Raw genomic sequence first — 18,779 nt, 5'->3', positions numbered from 1 at the left:
GAAGGGTAAAAGAACAGGCAAAAAGAACTCCGACAAGATAGGGGAGTTCTTTTATCTAATTTTCCTTAGTTTAAGAAAAGTCAGCCTTGCTTTTGACGTCGCTGTATTCTTCAGCGATTTCTTGACTGAGGATGTCCTCATAGGCAGGGAGTTGGATATCCTGACCGTATTTCTTCTTAAGGGCAGTAGTGACCAGGCGATAAGCCAGATTGGCATTACGAGAGAGGATAGGTCCGTGGAAGTAGGAACCAAAGACATTCTTATAATGAACCCCTTCGCCGACCTTTTCCTCGTTGTTTCCATTTCCATAGACAACCTGTCCCAGAGGTTTTTGGTCATCTGAGAGGAAGGTTCGACCTTGGTGATTTTCAAAGCCATAGTAGGTTTCATCGAAATCTTCATTGTGAATCTTGATGTCACCGATAAAGCGATTATTGGTTTGGTTGAGGGTGTAGTGGCCCATGACACCGAGCCCTTCGATGCGTTTACCTGAAGCCTCAACATAATATTGGCCCAATAGTTGGAAACCACCACAGATAGCTAGAACCACTCCGTCGTTTTGGATGTAGTTGTCAATGCTTTCTTTTTTAGCAGGTAGGTCGTCTGCGATGATGCTTTGTTCAAAGTCTTGACCGCCACCGAAAAAGGCGATATCATAGTGATTTTCATCAAAGTCATCATGGAGAGAAACGATGTCAACCGTCACATGTGCCCCAAGTTTTTCAGCCACATACTTGAGCATGAGGATGTTTCCATTGTCCCCGTAAGTATTCATGAGGTTTCCATAGAGGTGGGCGATGTTGAGCTGATAAGGGTAGTTGCCAGCTTTTGAGGAAAGTGAAGTATAAACCATTAGTTCATCTCCTTTCTAACAATCTGACGACTAGCCAGCAGTTCACGGAATTCCAGCATGGCAGTATAGGTTGCTAGGATATAGGCATGCTTGCAGTCTTGGTTCTCAATGGTCTTGAGAACTTGCTCCAGATTGCTTGTTTCAGTGATTTTATCAGCTGGGTATCCTGTCACACGAAGACGACGAGCAATTTCAGAATGACGAACACCACCAGCATTGATTTCAGGAATATCCATGTCAGTGATTTGTTCAAAGTCTGCATCCCAGATCCAGCTGGTATCAATCCCATCAGCATAGTTGGCATTGAGGAGGACAGATAGGCTAAATGGATAAGGAGCTAGTTTAATCATCTCGATAGCCTGAGTTGCACCGACTGGATTCTTAATCAAGACGAGGGTACATTCTTTATCACCGATATGGAAGGTTTCCTGACGACCGAAGACAGCGCGACTCTTATCAAATCCTTGCTTGATCCGCTGTGAATCTGCACCGAGGAAGCGGGCAATGGCAACCGCAGCTAGCGCATTGTAGATGTTGTAAAGTCCACCGATTTGGATGCCGTATTCTTGGCCGTCAATGACAAAGCGAGAGCGATTGTTGGTCAACTCAACTAGTTCTGTCAGACGGTAGTCCAAGTCAGGTCGTTTGCAGCCACAATTTTCACAGATATAGGCACCCAAATTGGCATAGGTATTGTGCTCATATTTGAGGATGCCTTGACAGTCAGGGCAGAGAATCCCTTCGGTATTGTAGTGAGCAAGCTTTGCTGGACCTTTTTCCAAGTCAAAACCAAAATACTGTACTGGGTTTGGAATAGCTGGTTTGTAGAAAAGTGGACTGTCACCATTGAGGAGAACAGTAGCCGTAGGCACCTTACGAATGGCATCCAAAATCATGTTATAAGTTGTGTAAATCTCACCGTAACGGTCCATCTGGTCACGGAAAATATTAGTGATGACAAAAAGGCTAGGCTTGATATAGTCACAGATACGAGAAAGACTGGCTTCGTCAATTTCGAGGACAGCAATGTTTTTCCCAGTTTTATAGGATTTGGCAGTCAAGAAGGTTGTCGTAATCCCTGTGATCATATTGGCGCCACTAGGATTGGTCAGAACCTGACCATAAACCTCTTTTAAAATGCCGACAGTGAGAGCAGTTGTCAGGGTTTTCCCGTTGGTTCCAGTGACCACGACAATCTCGTAGTTCTTAGCTAGATTTTGTAAAATATCTTTATCAAATTGAAGGGCGAGTTTTCCTGGGAGCGTACTTCCGCGGCCAAGACGGCTCAAAATGAAGTGAGAAGAACGCCCAGCAAGAAGGCCCAAAGTAGTTTTTAATTTCATGTTTCTATTATATCATAAAAGAGGGAAAAGACAGTTTTGATACTCAATGAAAATCAAAGAGCAAACTAGGAAGCTAGCCGCAGGCTGTACTTGAGTACGGCAAGGTGAAGCTGACGTAGTTTGAATTTGATTTTCGAAGAGTATGAGATTTCGCAGAAGCAAAAACAGCCCCAATAGGGCTGTTGGATTTAGTCTAATTTAAATGCAACGATGGCAGGTTTTGATTTAAAATCAGCAACAGGTTTAATTTCGAGTTCGAAGTCACCATTTCCAATAATTCCAAAATGTTGAACAGCACCTTCTAAAGATCTCCCGCTTGATAGAGTTTCTGCAGTGTTTGTGTTAGCGTAGGAGTCCATTTTTTTACTTCCAACATAAAGATTCATATCCCATCCTACAGCTAAATCTTTCTCTGAAAGATTAGTTACGTTGTATGTTACTTTCAATACTTTATCAGGATTAGTTTTATCAAATTGATTACGTTCATCAGTCCATTCTACATTTGTAATCGTATACTCAGCCACGTTGTCAAACGTTATTTTATCCCCGATAGCAAGTTTTCCTTTCTTTTCGGTCTCTTTTTTACTTGAGGACGTTTCTACTTTGTCATTCTTTGAAGTAGTTTCCTCTTTTTTACTTGCACCACTACAAGCAACTAGAGCGAGGACTGACAAGCAAGAGAGTCCGAGTGCAATTATTCTATTTGTTTTATTCATTCATAAAACCTCCTTTATTATATAGTAATATAATAACATAAATATAAAGAAAATAAAAGCATTTTCAAAAAGAAAATACTTTTATTTTTCTAGTTAAATCGCAAACAAGTCATTCAAGTTCTCAGCCAAGGTTGGGTGAGTGAAGATTTGTTTTGTGAAGTAAGTGTAAGGAATCTTGTTGTCCATGGCAACAGTGATGATGTTGATGATTTCTTGAGAACCTTCTGAGAAGATGCTTGCTCCAAGAATTTCTTTTGTTTCAGTGTTAACAACAGCTTTGAAAGCACCACGAAGGTCCCCATTTACGTGACCGCGAGGCATGGCAGCAACAGGGATTTCCTTCACTGCGTATGGAAGTTTCAAATCAGCTGCTTGGCTTTCCGTCAATCCAACTTGTGAAAGTGCAGGTGTGATGAACATAGTGTTTGGCACATTGAGACGGTCTTCAAGTGTGTAGCTGCCATCTCCAGCAAGGTAGCTGTAGACAACACGGAAGTCATCAAGTGAAATGTAGGTAAATTGAGGTCCACCGTTGACGTCTCCGACTGCAAAGACACCAGGAACGTTTGTTTGACAATGTTTGTCTACCTTGATAGCACCACGTTCCGTTAGTTCAATATCCGTATTCTCAAGTTGAAGTGGTTCTACGTTTGGTTTACGTCCAGTTGCGTAGAGAAGAGCGTCGAAACGGTACGTTTCGTTTTCAGTTACGACAAGGACTTGGTCACCGTCGTTTTTGATTTCAGTAGTACGGATGTTTTGAAGTAATTCAATACCGTCTTCTTCCATGTATTGTTTAGCAAGAGCTGCAATGGAAGGCTCTGCACGAGGTAGGAAAGTATCCAAGGCATCTAGGACTGTAACCTTGCTTCCAAGTTTGTTGTAAAGACCTGCAAATTCAAGACCGATGTTTCCGCCACCAAGAACTCCAAGTTTTTCAGGCAATTTGTCCAAGTTTTGGATACCTGTTGAGTCAAAGACGTTTTTGCTTGTAGCAAGTCCAGGGATTGGCAAGACGTTTGAAACGGCACCGGTATTGATAACGATAGTTTCAGCAGTCAGTTCTTGTTTTTCATCACCAGCTTGGATTTCGATGACTTTGTTTGAAAGGAAGTGAGCTTCCGCATCAAAGATATCCACGCCTGTACCAGCAACAGTCGCATAGTTTTTACCGTTGAGGCGACCAGTGATCGTATTCTTGGTAGCAATGACTTCTTCAAAAGACAAGTCTTTCTCAGCAGCAACTAGTAAGGTTTTAGTCGGGATACAACCGATGTTGATACAAGTTCCGCCGTACATAGCCTTGCTACGTTCAACAAGGGCAACTTTTTTACCAGCTGAAGCCAGTTTTCCAGCTAGTGTTTTACCAGCTTTACCAAATCCGATAACGATTAAATCATAAGTTAACATTTATCTTCCTCCTATTCGCATTTCATTCTAGCACAAGAAAAAAACTTTTGCACAATTCTGCTACGGGAAATGGAGTGAGCTTGAAATACACCCTTCATTTCCTTTGAAAAACAAGTTTCAGGCCACTTTACTGTTAGAAAATCGTTTACATGATTTTCCTAAAGGATTCTACTATCTTTTGCTTCTCTCTTGTGTTATACTAGATAGGTTGCAAAGAAACTAGTACTTTTCTTTCGTGGAAAAGAAGCAACACGGTATCTCTTTTTTGTAGAAGATACGTCATGAAAAGAAAAGTATAAACTAAAGCCCTATAGGGTGGCTTCGCACCACCTTTAGAAAGAAGAAAAACGTGAAATTTAATGAATTTAATTTGTCTGCTGAATTGCTAGCAGAGATTGAAAAAGCTGGATTTGTAGAAGCCAGTCCCATCCAAGAACAGACCATTCCCTTGGCTCTCGAAGGAAAAGACGTTATCGGTCAAGCTCAGACTGGTACAGGGAAAACCGCAGCCTTTGGCTTGCCAACCCTTGAAAAAATCCGTACAGAAGAAGCGACTATCCAAGCCTTGGTCATCGCTCCAACTCGTGAACTCGCTGTCCAAAGTCAAGAGGAACTCTTCCGCTTTGGCCGTAGCAAGGGAGTGAAAGTTCGCTCAGTTTACGGTGGTTCCAGCATTGAAAAACAAATCAAGGCCCTTAAATCTGGTGCCCACATCGTGGTAGGAACACCAGGCCGTCTTTTGGACTTGATTAAACGCAAGGCCTTGAAATTACAAGATATTGAAACGCTCATCCTTGATGAAGCAGATGAAATGCTCAACATGGGCTTCCTAGAAGACATCGAAGCTATTATCTCTCGTGTTCCTGAAAGTCGTCAAACCTTACTCTTTTCAGCAACGATGCCAGATGCTATCAAACGTATCGGCGTTCAGTTTATGAATGACCCTGAGCATGTCAAAATTGCTGCCAAAGAATTGACAACAGAACTGGTGGACCAGTACTATATCCGTGTCAAGGAACAAGAAAAATTCGACACCATGACACGTCTCATGGATGTTGAACAACCAGAGCTTGCTATCGTATTTGGTCGTACCAAACGCCGTGTAGATGAATTGACTCGTGGACTTAAAATTCGTGGCTTCCGTGCAGAAGGAATTCATGGCGACTTAGACCAGAACAAACGTCTTCGTGTTCTTCGTGATTTTAAAAATGGGAATCTTGATGTTCTAGTTGCGACAGACGTGGCAGCACGTGGTTTGGATATCTCAGGTGTGACCCATGTCTACAACTACGATATTCCACAAGATCCTGAAAGTTACGTTCACCGTATCGGCCGTACAGGTCGTGCTGGTAAGTCAGGTCAATCTATTACTTTCGTAGCACCAAATGAAATGGGTTACCTTCAAATCATCGAAAACTTGACTAAGAAACGCATGAAAGGCTTGAAACCAGCGACAGCAGAAGAAGCCTTCCAAGCTAAGAAACAAGTAGCGCTCAAGAAAATCGAACGAGACTTCGCAAACGAAGCCATTCGTGGGAACTTTGAAAAATTTGCTAAAGATGCTCGTAAGTTAGCTGCTGAATTTAGTCCAGAAGAATTGGCTATGTATATCTTGAGCCTGACAGTCCAAGATCCAGACAGCCTTCCTGAAGTGGAGATTGCACGTGAAAAACCACTGCCATTTAAACCATCAGGTAATGGCTTTGGTGGCAAAGGTAAGGGAGGTCGAGGAGGCCGTCGTGGAGACGACCGTCGAGATCGTGATCGCCGTGGCAATGGTCGCCGTGATGATTTCAAGAAAGGCAGTCGTGGGAACGATCGTTTTGATAAAGACAGACGTTACCGTAATAAAGACAATAAAAAACCTCGCAACACTTCAAGCGAAAAGAAAACCGGCTTTGTTATTCGTAACAAAGGAGATAAATAGAAAAAAGCGATTCACAGAGTGAATCGCTTTTATATATAAGGAGACCGATAGTAAAAGAAGATGGTGATAGTAAAGGATAGGTGAAACGGAAAGGGATTTATCATGTCATCTTCTTATGATGTTATAATATCAAAAATAAAATAGGATGTCAATAAAAAAATCGCTTTTTTTCTAAAATATTTTTGCTGTTCAAAATTGCAATTAAATAAGCAATTTTCAGATAATTATTGAAATAAAGACTTTTCTATGTTATAATGGAAGCGATTATATGCGAGGTAAAAAATGGCACATTTATTAGAAAAAACAAGAAAAATCACGTCTATTCTAAAGCGCTCTGAGGAGCAACTTCAAGATGAACTTCCTTACAATGCGATCACACGCCAGTTAGCAGATATTATTGATTGTAACGCTTGTATTGTGAATAACAAGGGACGTCTCTTGGGCTACTTTATGCGTTATAAGACCAATAATGACCGTGTTGAACAGTTCTTCCAAACTAAAACCTTCCCTGAGGTCTATGTACAAGGGGCAAACATGATTTACGACACGGAAGCAAATCTTCCTGTTGAACACGATTTGACCATTTTCCCTGTGGAGAGCCGTGCGGACTTTCCAGATGGTTTGACGACCATCGCTCCGATTCATGTATCAGGGATTCGCCTAGGTTCGTTGATCATTTGGCGCAATGACAAGAAATTTGAAGACGAAGATTTGATCCTTGTCGAGATTGCGAGCACGGTGGTAGGGATTCAACTGTTGAACTTCCAACGTGAAGAAGATGAGAAGAATATTCGCCGTCGTACGGCTGTTACCATGGCGGTCAACACCCTTTCCTATTCAGAACTTCGTGCCGTATCAGCTATTTTAGCTGAATTGGATGGAAATGAAGGGCAGCTGACTGCATCAGTTATTGCAGACCGTATTGGCATTACACGCTCAGTGATTGTCAATGCGCTTCGTAAACTGGAATCTGCGGGAATTATTGAGAGTCGTTCATTAGGAATGAAGGGGACTTATCTCAAAGTTCTAATTGGTGATATTTTTGAGGAAGTGAAAAAGAGGGACTACTAATGGCAAAAGCTTTAATCTCGATTGACTATACAGAGGATTTCGTAGCAGACCATGGAAAGCTAACTGCTGGCGCACCTGCTCAAGCAATATCAAAAGCCATTGATCAGGCAACCAGATTAGCTTTTGATCGTGGAGACTATGTCTTTTTTACCATTGATGCTCATGAAGAGAAGGATACATTCCACCCAGAAAGCAAGCTCTTTCCACCACACAACATCATCGGAACTAGTGGTCGTAACCTTTATGGCCCCCTAGCTGACTTTTATGCTGAGCATGAGGCGGATAGTCGCGTCTTTTGGATGGACAAACGTCACTATTCAGCATTTTCAGGAACGGACTTAGATATCCGTTTGCGGGAACGTCGGGTAGATACGGTCATTTTGACCGGTGTATTGACTGACATTTGCGTCCTTCATACGGCTATTGATGCCTATAATTTAGGTTATCAAATCGAGATTGTCAAGCCTGCGGTTGCTTCTATTTGGCCAGAAAATCATCAGTTTGCTCTTGGGCATTTTAAGAACACATTGGGAGCAAAATTACTGGATGAAAACCTTGCTGAAATTGAACTATAAGACTGTTGGAAAAATGAAAAAAATCTGAAAAAAGTGTTGACAAAGATTTTGAAAGTTGATATACTAGTAAAGTAATCGACGCGGGGATGGCGGAATTGGCAGACGCGCAGGACTAAGGATCCTGTGACCGCTTTAGGTCGTGAGGGTTCAAGTCCCTCTCTCCGCATAGGGTAAGAGTTAGCTTTGGCTAGCTCTTTTTGTTTTTACAAAGAAGACTAGAGGTTACGTTTCGTATATCGAAAAATATTGGTATCAAGAACAGTTCATTGTATCAGAACATTTAAACTGAGTTTTCCATTTCATTCTATCAAGAATATCCTCAAACACTAGTCAGAAAAGAAGAATTAGGAAATGGAAAAAGACTAATCAGAAAGATGTGACTATCATTTTTAAAATGAAGTAGATTTTTGATTGGTACTATTTATCCTTATATATGAAGAAAAGTTAGCGTTTGCTAGCTTTTTTGTTTTTTCAAAAAATGAATCAAAAAAAATTTTTGATTTCATAAACATTTCATATTTGGATTTTATAATAGTCTTACAAATATGGAGGTGACAAATGAATCCAATCCAAAGAGCTTGGGCTTATGTCAGCAGAAAACGACTGAGAAGTTTTATTTTATTTCTGATTTTATTTGTCCTTTTAGCAGGAATTTCAGCCTGTTTGACTCTGATGAAGTCCAACAAAACAGTAGAAAGCAATCTTTACAAATCACTCAACACATCTTTTTCTATCAAAAAGATAGAAAATGGACAGACCTTCAAGTTGTCTGACCTAGCATCCGTGAGCAAGATTAAGGGACTGGAAAATGTCTCTCCTGAACTTGAGACGGTCGCAAAACTGAAAGACAAGGAAGCGGTGAGTGGTGAGCAGAGCGTTGAACGTGATGATTTGTCAGCAGCGGACAAGAACTTGGTTAGCTTAACGGCTCTTGAGGATTCATCCAAGGATGTCACCTTTACCAGTTCGGCTTTCAATCTAAAAGAAGGACGACACCTTCAAAAAGGAGACTCCAAGAAAATCCTGATACACGAGGAGTTGGCTAAGAAGAACGGTCTTTCGCTTCATGACAAGATTCGCTTGGATGCTGGTCAGTCAGAATCTGGAAAAGGGCAAGCAGTTGAGTTTGAAATTGTCGGCATCTTTTCTGGAAAAAAACAAGAAAAATTCACAGGCTTGTCTTCTGACTTCAGTGAAAACCAGGTCTTTATAGACTATGAAAGTAGCCAAACTCTTTTGGGAAATAGTGAACCACAAGTCAGTGCAGCCCGCTTCTATGTAGAAAATCCTAAGGAAATGGACGGACTCATGAAGCAGGTGGAAAACTTGGCCTTGGAAAATCAAGGCTATCAAGTCGAAAAGGAAAACAAGGCCTTTGAACAAATCAAAGATTCAGTAGCAACCTTCCAAACCTTCCTAACCATCTTCCTTTATGGGATGTTGATAGCAGGAGCAGGAGCCTTAATTTTGGTCTTGTCTCTCTGGTTGAGAGAAAGGGTCTACGAAGTGGGAATTTTACTCGCACTTGGAAAAGGCAAGAGTTCAATCTTCCTACAATTCTGTTTAGAAGTAGTTTTGGTATCTCTCGGAGCTTTGCTTCCATCCTTTATCGCTGGAAATGCCATTACATCCTATCTACTCCAAACTGTACTAGCCAGTGGAGATCAGGCAAGCTTACAAGACACGCTGGCCAAAGCAAGCGGTCTATCAACCAGTCTCCTATCCTTTGCAGAATCCTATGTCTTTCTGCTCCTGATTGGTTGCTTATCAGTAGCCCTTTGTTTCGTATTTCTATTTAGAAAATCGCCGAAAGAAATTTTATCATCTATTAGTTAAGAAGGAGAAATCATGACTTTATTACAATTGCAAGATGTTACCTACCGTTATAAGAACACTGCTGAAGCAGTTTTATATCAGATCAAGTATAATTTTGAACCCGGAAAATTTTATAGTATCATTGGTGAGTCAGGAGCAGGAAAATCCACTCTCTTGTCCTTACTGGCTGGTCTAGATAGCCCTGTTGAAGGTTCTATCCTTTTCCAAGGAGAGGACATTCGGAACAAGGGGTATTCTTACCATCGCATGCACCATATTTCCCTGGTCTTTCAAAATTATAACTTGATAGATTATCTTTCTCCGCTGGAAAATATCCGCTTGGTCAACAAAAAAGCAAGCAAGGATACACTTCTTGAGCTTGGTTTGGATGAAAGTCAGATCAAGCGGAACGTTCTCCAGTTATCAGGTGGTCAACAGCAACGTGTGGCCATCGCTCGCAGTTTGGTATCAGAAGCTCCAGTTATTCTAGCTGATGAGCCAACAGGAAATCTGGACCCTAAAACTGCTGGAGATATTATCGAACTGCTCAAATCACTTGCCGAGAAAACAGGTAAATGTGTGATCGTCGTCACTCACAGTAAAGAAGTGGCACAAGCATCAGATATTACACTTGAATTGAAGGATAAGAAACTTACTGAAACTCGCAATACTACAAAATAAGATGAGCTTGTTTTGATAGCATTATGAAATCAAATCTAGAAAGGGAACCTATGTTACACAACGCATTTGCCTATGTTACAAGGAAGTTTTTCAAATCGATTGTTATCTTCCTGATTATTCTCCTCATGACGAGCTTGAGTTTGGTCGGCTTGTCGATCAAGGGAGCTACTGCCAAGGCTTCTCAGGAGACTTTTAAAAATATCACCAATAGCTTCTCCATGCAAATCAATCGTCGCGTCAATCAAGGAACGCCACGTGGTTCTGGGAATATCAAGGGTGAGGATATCAAAAAAATCACCGAAAACAAAGCCATTGAGTCTTATGTTAAGCGTATCAACGCTATCGGAGATTTGACTGGATACGACCTCATCGAAACGCCAGAAACCAAGAAAAATCTCACTGCAGACCGTGCCAAACGGTTTGGAAGCAGTTTGATGATTACAGGTGTCAATGACTCCTCTAAAGAAGACAAGTTTGTCTCTGGCTCATATAAGCTGGTTGAAGGTGAGCACCTAACCAACGACGACAAAGACAAGATCCTCATGCACAAGGACTTGGCAGCTAAACACGGCTGGAAAGTCGGAGATAAGGTCAAACTAGACTCCAATATCTATGATGCAGACAATGAAAAAGGGGCTAAGGAAACAGTTGAAGTGACTATCAAGGGACTCTTTGATGGTCACAATAAGTCAGCAGTAACCTACTCACAAGAACTCTATGAAAATACAGCTATCACAGACATTCACACTGCTGCAAAACTTTATGGATATACAGAAGACACAGCTATTTATGGGGACGCAACTTTCTTTGTAACAGCGGACAAGAACTTGGATGATGTCATGAAAGAGTTGAATGGTATCAGCGGTATCAACTGGAAGAGCTACACACTTGTGAAGAGCTCCTCTAACTACCCAGCTCTAGAGCAATCCATCTCTGGTATGTACAAGATGGCCAACCTCCTCTTCTGGGGTAGCTTGAGCTTCTCAGTTCTTCTCCTTGCACTCTTGCTCAGTCTTTGGATCAACGCCCGTCGCAAGGAAGTGGGAATTCTCCTCTCTATCGGTCTCAAGCAGGCAAGTATCTTGGGGCAATTCATCACTGAATCTATCCTGATTGCTATCCCTGCTCTCGTTTCTGCTTACTTCCTAGCCAACTATACAGCTCGTGCAATCGGAAACACCGTCCTTGCCAATGTTACTTCAGGTGTTGCCAAGCAAGCCAGCAAGGCAGCTCAAGCTTCTAACCTTGGTGGTGGTGCAGAAGTAGATGGCTTTAGCAAGACATTGTCGAGCCTAGACATTTCCATTCAGACATCAGACTTCATCATCGTCTTTGTCCTTGCCTTGGTTCTAGTGGTTCTCGTTATGGCGCTTGCTTCAAGCAATCTCCTCAGAAAACAACCAAAAGAGCTCTTGCTCGATAGTGAATAAAAAACTTGCTACCTATTCTCCCCTAAATGGGGTATAATATAGGTAGCATTTTTATGTATTTCATCTCCCTAAAGCCTTTCCTTTCAGGATGAAACAGGGATGATTTAAAAGAAAATTAAAGAAATGTGAAAGGTTTTTCTATGAAAATTTTAATTGTAGAAGATGAAGAGATGATTCGTGAGGGAATCAGTGACTATTTGACAGATTGTGGTTATGAAACCATTGAGGCAGCAGATGGACAGGAAGCTCTGGAAAAATTTTCCAGCTATGAAGTTGCTCTAGTACTACTGGATATCCAGATGCCCAAGCTTAATGGTTTAGAAGTCCTAGCGGAGATTCGTAAGACCAGTCAGGTTCCTGTCTTAATGCTGACAGCCTTTCAGGATGAAGAATACAAGATGAGTGCTTTTGCTTCTCTAGCAGACGGTTATCTGGAAAAGCCTTTTTCTCTCTCCCTTTTAAAAGTAAGGGTGGACGCGATTTTCAAGCGCTACTACGATACAGGACGAGTCTTCTCCTATAAAGATACCAAGGTGGACTTTGAGAGTTACAGTGCAAGCCTCGCAGGTCAAGAAGTGGCTATCAATGCCAAAGAGTTGGAAATTCTGGACTATCTGGTGAAAAATGAAGGCCGGGCCTTGACCCGTTCTCAGATAATCGATGCGGTCTGGAAGGCGACAGATGAGGTTCCCTTTGATCGTGTCATTGATGTCTATATCAAGGAACTGCGGAAAAAGCTAGACTTGGATTGTATCCTCACTGTGCGCAATGTTGGTTATAAATTGGAGCGAAAATGAAACGAACAGGTTTATTTACAAAGATATTTATCTATACCTTCTCGATTTTTAGTGTTCTGGTTATTTGTCTTCATTTAGCCATTTATTTTCTCTTTCCCTCTACTTATCTGAGCCACCGTCAGGAAACCATTGGCCAGAAAGCGACAGCCATTGCTCAGTCCCTAGATGGAAAGGATAGGCAAAATATCGAGCAAGTGTTGGATTTGTATTCCCAGACCAGTGATATCAAAGGAGCTGTCAAGGGAGAGATGACCGAGGACAAGTTAGAGGTCAAGGACGGCTTTCCTCTAGATATGGACCGTCAAACTACTTCTCTCTTTATCGAGGAGCGCGAGGTGAAAACGCAAGATGGTAGCACTATGACTCTTCAGTTTCTAGCTTCCATGGATTTGCAAAAAGAAGCAGAGCAGATTAGTCTCCAATTTCTCCCCTATACCTTGTTGGCATCCTTTCTGATTTCCCTCTTGGTGGCCTACATCTATGCTCGGACCATTGTTGCCCCGATTTTGGAAATCAAGCGGGTGACCCGTCGGATGATGGAACTGGATGCTCAAGTACGGTTGCGCGTGGATTCTAAGGATGAGATAGGTGATCTCAAGGAACAAATCAATAGCCTTTACCAGCATCTCTTGACTGTCATTGCGGACTTGCATGACAAGAATGAAGCTATTCTCCAGCTGGAGAAGATGAAGGTTGAGTTCCTACGAGGGGCCTCTCATGAACTGAAAACCCCTCTGGCTAGTCTCAAAATCCTAATCGAAAATATGAAAGAAAATATTGGTCGTTACAAGGATAGAGACCACTATCTTGAAGTTGCCTTGGGGATTGTGGACGACCTCAGTCACCACGTTCTCCAGATACTTTCTCTCTCTTCTGTGCAGGAAATTCGAGAGGAGAAAGAAGAGGTTGACCTCCTTCAGATGACGCAAACTCTGGTTAAGGATTATGCCTTGCTAGCCAAGGAGAGAGAACTTCATGTAGACATTAGCCTAACCCATCAGCAGGCTTACATAAACCCATCTGTCATGAAACTAATCCTATCTAATCTCATCAGTAATGCTATCAAGCACTCCACTCCAGGTGGCTTGGTCCGAATTGGTGAAAGAGAAGGGGAACTCTTTATCGAGAATAGCTGTAGTCCTGAAGAACAAGAAAAATTGGCCAAGTCTTTTTCTGAAAATGCTAGTCGCAAGGCCAAGGGTTCGGGGATGGGACTCTTTGTGGTCAAAAGTTTATTAGAACACGAGAAATTACCTTATCATTTTGAGATGCAAGATGATCGTTTGACCTTCTTCATGTCTTATCCTAAAGTCGCTCAAGACTAAGGGAAAGAAAGGGTTTACATTGGTTGAGTTGGAAGAAATTCAATCTAAAGTATGGGAAAAACTAGCTTTTTTTATCAAAAAGTGATAAAATGAACAATGTAAATGGGATGTCCCAAAAAATATATAGGAGGCCTGACAAATGGCAATCGTTTCAGCAGAAAAATTTGTCCAAGCAGCTCGTGACAACGGTTATGCAGTTGGTGGATTTAACACAAACAACCTTGAGTGGACTCAAGCTATCTTGCGTGCAGCAGAAGCTAAAAAAGCTCCAGTTTTGATCCAAACTTCAATGGGTGCTGCTAAATACATGGGTGGTTACAAAGTTGCTCGCAACTTGATCGCTAACCTTGTTGAGTCAATGGGTATCACTGTACCAGTAGCTATCCACCTTGACCACGGTCACTACGAAGATGCACTTGAGTGTATCGAAGTTGGTTACACTTCAATCATGTTTGACGGTTCACACCTTCCAGTTGAAGAAAACCTTAAATTGGCTAAAGACGTTGTTGAAAAAGCACACGCTAAAGGTATCTCAGTAGAAGCTGAAGTTGGTACTATCGGTGGTGAAGAAGACGGTATCATTGGTAAAGGTGAATTGGCTCCAATCGAAGACGCTAAAGCAATGGTTGCAACTGGTATCGACTTCTTGGCAGCTGGTATCGGTAACATCCACGGTCCATACCCAGCAAACTGGGAAGGTCTTGACCTTGACCACTTGAAGAAATTGACAGAAGCTCTTCCAGGCTTCCCAATCGTATTGCACGGTGGTTCAGGTATTCCTGATGACCAAATCCAAGCAGCTATCAAACTTGGTGTTGCGAAAGTTAACGTTAACACTGAATGCCAAATCGCATTCGCTAACGCAACTCGTAAATTTGCTCGTGACTACGAAGCAAACGAAGCAGAATACGACAAGAAGAAACTCTTCGACCCACGTAAATTCTTGGCTGACGGTGTAAAAGCTATCCAAGCATCAGTTGAAGAACGTATCGACGTATTCGGTTCAGAAGGTAAAGCGTAATCTAGCTGAACAATACAGAAAGAACCTGCCCATTGGGTGGGTTTTTGTGTTTTCTTTTATAGAGAATATACTTAAGACTACTATATCCAAAGTTGCTAAATTAATGTAATTATTCTAAGACTACCCTTGGCGAACGAATATAATAACTTTACGCCTGTTTTCAAAGGAAATCACTGTCTTTCCCAAAGTAAATTGGAACATCTAATTTTTTAGGAATGCTGAGTAGCTAAATGAATGATAGAACTTTCAAAAAAATTAATAGTTTAAAGCACTTAGCACCTGTTTATATTGATGAAACGGGATTCGATACTTATTTTTATCGAGAATACGATCGCTTATTAAAAGATCAGTTAATAGGAGGTGAAGTGTATGGAAGAAGGTATCAGAGGATTTCTTTGGTTGTAGGTCTAACAAATAGTGAGTTAATCGCTCCAATGACTTACGAAGAGACGATGACGAGCGACTTTTTTGAAGCTTGGTTTCAGAAGTTTCTCCTACCAATATTAAATACACCATTAGTTATTATTATGGACAATGCAAGATTCCATAGAATGGGTAAGCTAGAGCTCTTATGTGAAGAGTTTGGGCATAAAATTTTACCTCTTCCTCCCTACTCACCTGAGTACAATCCTATTGAGAAAACATGGGCTTATATCGCAAAGCACCTCAAAAAGGTATTACCAAGTTGTAATACCTTTTTTAGAGGCTCTTTTGTCTTGTTCTTGTTTCAATTGACTATAGTATTCACCATCTAAAGAATTACTTGATTGGTTAGAACAGGCAATTAATAAAATTGGAGATAGAGGCACTAAAAATAATGTGGCAAATTCTTACATTTGCTTATTCCATTTCCATTATATCAAAGTAATTTTACAAGTTTAAGACAGGTAATTCTGGCACTTATTTTATTTCTTTCTGAAACCTAAGTATAATAGTTACATTTTTATGAGTTTGTAGATTTAATGCAAAAAACATATGTTTGTTATGATATAATAAAGGTGCTTGTTTCTTAGATTTATAAATAGTAGTTTTCGTTTTTTATGAATGCTCATTTAATATTAGTAGCAAATATAATAGTTCTTTAGGGGGATAGTAAAGTATTATGGATATTTTATTTGATAAATTATTAGTTGTATCATCATTTTGTTTAAGAAAAATTGGCAATTTAGTTGGTTTTATTATTGGAGTTGTAATACATCCAATTAAAAATATTGCGATTTGGATAACATTGTTACTATCATCATTCTTGATAGTAGGAAACGTTTCTATTCAATTAGAAGGTAAAGATATGTTTTTGATGTCAGTTGGTCTAGTTTCAATAATGATATTTATATCAAGTTTTCTAGAGAGACAGACAGTTGATATTGATAATAAAGATAATTTCTATTTAGGGTACAATATAAAGAAAATAAAATTTCATGATAATTTCTGGTTAAGAAGATTTAATGAACTCCCGGTTACCCTTCTATTTTGGCTGATCGCTAGTTTCCCAATCATTGTTATCTGTTCACAGTTGAAATTCAATTTCGAAATATTAAATAATGTATTCAAGAGTGTAAATGAAATTATAGAATATATTAAAGTGATTTGGCTTTCTGCGTTTGTGGTCATTTCAACTTATTGTACGGCGCTTTTGATAGAGTCAGTAGCATTATCAAGTAAAACCTTTTCACAAAGTTATTTATATAAAACTACTAATTTATATGAAGAATTAAAAATAAGAGCAGAAATTGAACAGTCTTTTAAAAACCTATTCAATAACATTTTTAGTTTTAAAACTATAGTAAGACCAATGGTAGGATTAGAGGATGACTTACAATTTAAAATTGAAAGAGTAATTGATTACATTATAAATAGGGGTACAGATGTTAGTTCAAATGAAGAAGAATTACATAAATTCTATAATCTTGCATTTCATTGTGAATCAGAAAAAATAGACGCTTTAATAAAAAGAATAAAGAAGTATTATGAAACTGAAGAAAATAAAAAAATAAGGTATATAGTTCATGCTATTTTACTTAAAAGAAATCTAGACATTATTTACTGGTATTATATACACAAGTGGAGTATCTTAAATCGTTTAAAGGTAATGCCTACAGAAATTGTAAATCTTGCAATAATAGATTTATGGAAATTACATGATATAGAAAATAACTTTTATGATAGTGAAGATTATCAAGATATTTTTTGGCAAATCTGCAATGAAGATATAAATGGTTTTAGATTGCCGTTTGGAATTCATAAATCAAATCAAGATGATCTAAAAAGGAATTATTGTATTTATAGGATATATTTAGTAATGATAGAAAGAGTAAAGGATATTAACTTTTTAAATCAGCTGAAAAATCCTAAAGATATGATGGATTTATTGAATGTTTTGAATGAGATTGATAAAAAAGGAAAAAATAGCACGTATTTTTCAGATATTTTTTCAATTCTTTTTTCATGGACTATTGATAGCAAAGATAAAGATAACAATTTTATTGATTTATTCTCAAAAATGATGAGTGATGAGCACATGCCAGTATATCTCATGAACAAACGGGTTAATCATAGTAAAAATATTTTATTGAATGGAGGATATAGCCAAGATTTGTTTGATGATAATGCTATAGACTATCTTTTGATGTTTATGAAATTAGAGGATATTATTTTTGTATTGATTTTCTGTCTAGCTCATTCAGAACGGTCTCATAAAGAAGTAATGAAGATTGAAGAATTTAAAATATGGAAAAAATCTATTCATAGACAATATATGAAAGAAAACATCGAAGATTTAAGAGAATCAGAATTTTTATGTAAGTTATGTGAAAATCTAATGGTGTCTCAATTTATTTCTAAAAAATTTATTAAATGGATGTGGGAGTCAATATTTAAACCATTTGATGAAAATTTGTATGAAGAATTTATGAAGCTTGGTGAAGATGGGACTAGAAGTAATTTTAGCTTAGATAGATATTTTGTTGTCAGATTGCTATTATGTAGTTATGATAATAGATCGGCCTCGCTTTATGATTTTAAAGAAGATAATAAACATAAAATTGAAAAAGAATTAAGCAGTATTAAAGTAATATTGGAAAATGAAAATATCTATTTATTCTAAGGTAATAATGAAGTAAAGTAAACTGATAGAGGAATAGATAGTAAAAAGAAGTTTTTGTTGTCTGAAAACTGATCATGTACTATAGGAAACATATTTTCTTTCTCCATCAATTATAGAAAAATTTTTTCATATTATTCTAGTATTGTAGTACTACAAAAATTAATATAATGATCGTGGTGTATTGTATATATTAGGATAACTCTCTACCATATTAGCTCATATGTTTTGTGGCAAATTCAACTTAAGATTTTGCCCCTATTTTGCCAAACTTTTTTAAGAACTAAAGGGAATAATGAAGCATATTTCTAATACAGTGTGGGTAGAAGAATACCTGAATATAGCTCTTTTTATTGTATGAGGAAGTATAGTAAATAAATGATTTATGTTCAGAAGGTAAAGCATAATCTAGCTGAACAATACATACGTAACCTGCCCATCAGGCAGGTTTTTTTGGTGTTTTAAGGAGACTATTAAGCCAGAATTTTGGACTAATACTCTTCGAAAATTAAATTCAAACTACGTCAGCTTCACCTTGCCTTACTCAAGTACAGCCTGCGGTTAGCTTCCTAGTTTGCTCTTTGATTCTCATTGAGTATAAAAATATCACTTTAAGAGAAAAATTTTCAATTCCATAAACTTTGGGCAAACGCTTGCATTCCATTTTTTATTGGACTATAATAGGTTGGTATAAAGCCTTCTGTAATAATAAAAT

General features: G+C 39.1%; 14 protein-coding genes, 1 tRNA gene and 1 pseudogene. 12 read left to right on the top strand and 4 right to left on the bottom strand.

Translation table 11 applies throughout. From position 1 onward, the window contains the following. Window positions 1-70 precede the first annotated feature (70 nt). The 4 genes from gatD to MP387_RS06700 all read right to left on the bottom strand — a co-directional run bounded on the left by gatD (window position 71) and on the right by MP387_RS06700 (window position 4,322). Window positions 71-853 carry a lipid II isoglutaminyl synthase subunit GatD gene (gatD, locus tag MP387_RS06715; RefSeq protein WP_000263163.1) on the bottom strand — a complete coding sequence of 261 codons (783 nt, stop codon included), beginning with the start codon at window positions 851-853 and terminating at the stop codon, window positions 71-73. Further along, window positions 853-2,196, bottom strand: a complete 1,344-nt coding sequence (gene murT / locus MP387_RS06710; protein ID WP_242745854.1) for a lipid II isoglutaminyl synthase subunit MurT — start codon at window positions 2,194-2,196, stop codon at window positions 853-855. The genes gatD and murT overlap by 1 nt, the downstream gene beginning before the upstream one ends. A gap of 188 nt (window positions 2,197-2,384) precedes the next feature. Continuing rightward, window positions 2,385-2,912, bottom strand: a complete 528-nt coding sequence (locus MP387_RS06705; protein WP_242745853.1) for a hypothetical protein — start codon at window positions 2,910-2,912, stop codon at window positions 2,385-2,387. A 93-nt stretch (window positions 2,913-3,005) separates the two neighbouring features. Then, on the bottom strand, window positions 3,006-4,322 hold the full coding sequence (locus tag MP387_RS06700; protein ID WP_242745852.1) for an FAD-containing oxidoreductase: 1,317 nt from the start codon (window positions 4,320-4,322) through the stop codon (window positions 3,006-3,008). A 349-nt stretch (window positions 4,323-4,671) separates the two neighbouring features. Between MP387_RS06700 and cshA the strand changes: the two genes are divergently transcribed. The 12 genes and pseudogenes from cshA to MP387_RS06640 all read left to right on the top strand — a co-directional run bounded on the left by cshA (window position 4,672) and on the right by MP387_RS06640 (window position 18,067). Then, window positions 4,672-6,249, top strand: a complete 1,578-nt coding sequence (gene cshA / locus MP387_RS06695; protein ID WP_242745851.1) for a degradosome RNA helicase CshA — start codon at window positions 4,672-4,674, stop codon at window positions 6,247-6,249. 282 nt (window positions 6,250-6,531) lie between these two features. Continuing rightward, complete coding sequence (gene codY, locus MP387_RS06690; RefSeq protein ID WP_000940725.1) at window positions 6,532-7,320, top strand: GTP-sensing pleiotropic transcriptional regulator CodY; 789 nt, start codon at window positions 6,532-6,534, stop codon at window positions 7,318-7,320. After that, complete coding sequence (locus MP387_RS06685; protein ID WP_007520431.1) at window positions 7,320-7,895, top strand: cysteine hydrolase family protein; 576 nt, start codon at window positions 7,320-7,322, stop codon at window positions 7,893-7,895. The genes codY and MP387_RS06685 overlap by 1 nt, the downstream gene beginning before the upstream one ends. An 80-nt stretch (window positions 7,896-7,975) precedes the next feature. Then, window positions 7,976-8,061 (top strand) — tRNA-Leu (locus MP387_RS06680). Between the two features lie 392 nt (window positions 8,062-8,453). Further along, complete coding sequence (locus MP387_RS06675) at window positions 8,454-9,731, top strand: ABC transporter permease (protein ID WP_242745850.1); 1,278 nt, start codon at window positions 8,454-8,456, stop codon at window positions 9,729-9,731. Between the two features lie 12 nt (window positions 9,732-9,743). Next, complete coding sequence (gene vex2 / locus MP387_RS06670; protein ID WP_000173735.1) at window positions 9,744-10,391, top strand: ABC transporter ATP-binding subunit Vex2; 648 nt, start codon at window positions 9,744-9,746, stop codon at window positions 10,389-10,391. A gap of 50 nt (window positions 10,392-10,441) precedes the next feature. Beyond that, window positions 10,442-11,821 (top strand): ABC transporter permease subunit Vex3, encoded by a 1,380-nt coding sequence (gene vex3 / locus MP387_RS06665; RefSeq protein WP_000903009.1) that lies wholly within the window; start codon window positions 10,442-10,444, stop codon window positions 11,819-11,821. 140 nt (window positions 11,822-11,961) lie between these two features. Next, window positions 11,962-12,618: a response regulator transcription factor VncR gene (gene vncR / locus MP387_RS06660; protein WP_000697942.1), complete on the top strand. Its 657-nt coding sequence runs from the start codon at window positions 11,962-11,964 to the stop codon at window positions 12,616-12,618. Next, window positions 12,615-13,943: a sensor histidine kinase VncS gene (vncS, locus tag MP387_RS06655; RefSeq protein ID WP_242745849.1), complete on the top strand. Its 1,329-nt coding sequence runs from the start codon at window positions 12,615-12,617 to the stop codon at window positions 13,941-13,943. The genes vncR and vncS overlap by 4 nt, the downstream gene beginning before the upstream one ends. Before the next feature lie 139 nt (window positions 13,944-14,082). After that, window positions 14,083-14,964: a class II fructose-bisphosphate aldolase gene (locus MP387_RS06650; protein ID WP_001018995.1), complete on the top strand. Its 882-nt coding sequence runs from the start codon at window positions 14,083-14,085 to the stop codon at window positions 14,962-14,964. A 248-nt stretch (window positions 14,965-15,212) separates the two neighbouring features. Next, a pseudogene (locus MP387_RS06645) lies at window positions 15,213-15,699 on the top strand (IS630 family transposase); the annotation flags it as partial. A gap of 367 nt (window positions 15,700-16,066) precedes the next feature. Continuing rightward, the gene (locus MP387_RS06640; RefSeq protein WP_241500626.1) at window positions 16,067-18,067 is read left to right on the top strand and encodes a hypothetical protein; all 2,001 of its coding nucleotides are present in this window, start codon (window positions 16,067-16,069) and stop codon (window positions 18,065-18,067) included. Window positions 18,068-18,779 lie beyond the last annotated feature (712 nt).

The organism is Streptococcus oralis (genome assembly GCF_022749195.1).
Taxonomy (GTDB): Bacteria; Bacillota; Bacilli; order Lactobacillales; family Streptococcaceae; genus Streptococcus; species Streptococcus oralis_CI.
This window is presented reverse-complemented; position numbering and strand designations above follow the sequence as displayed.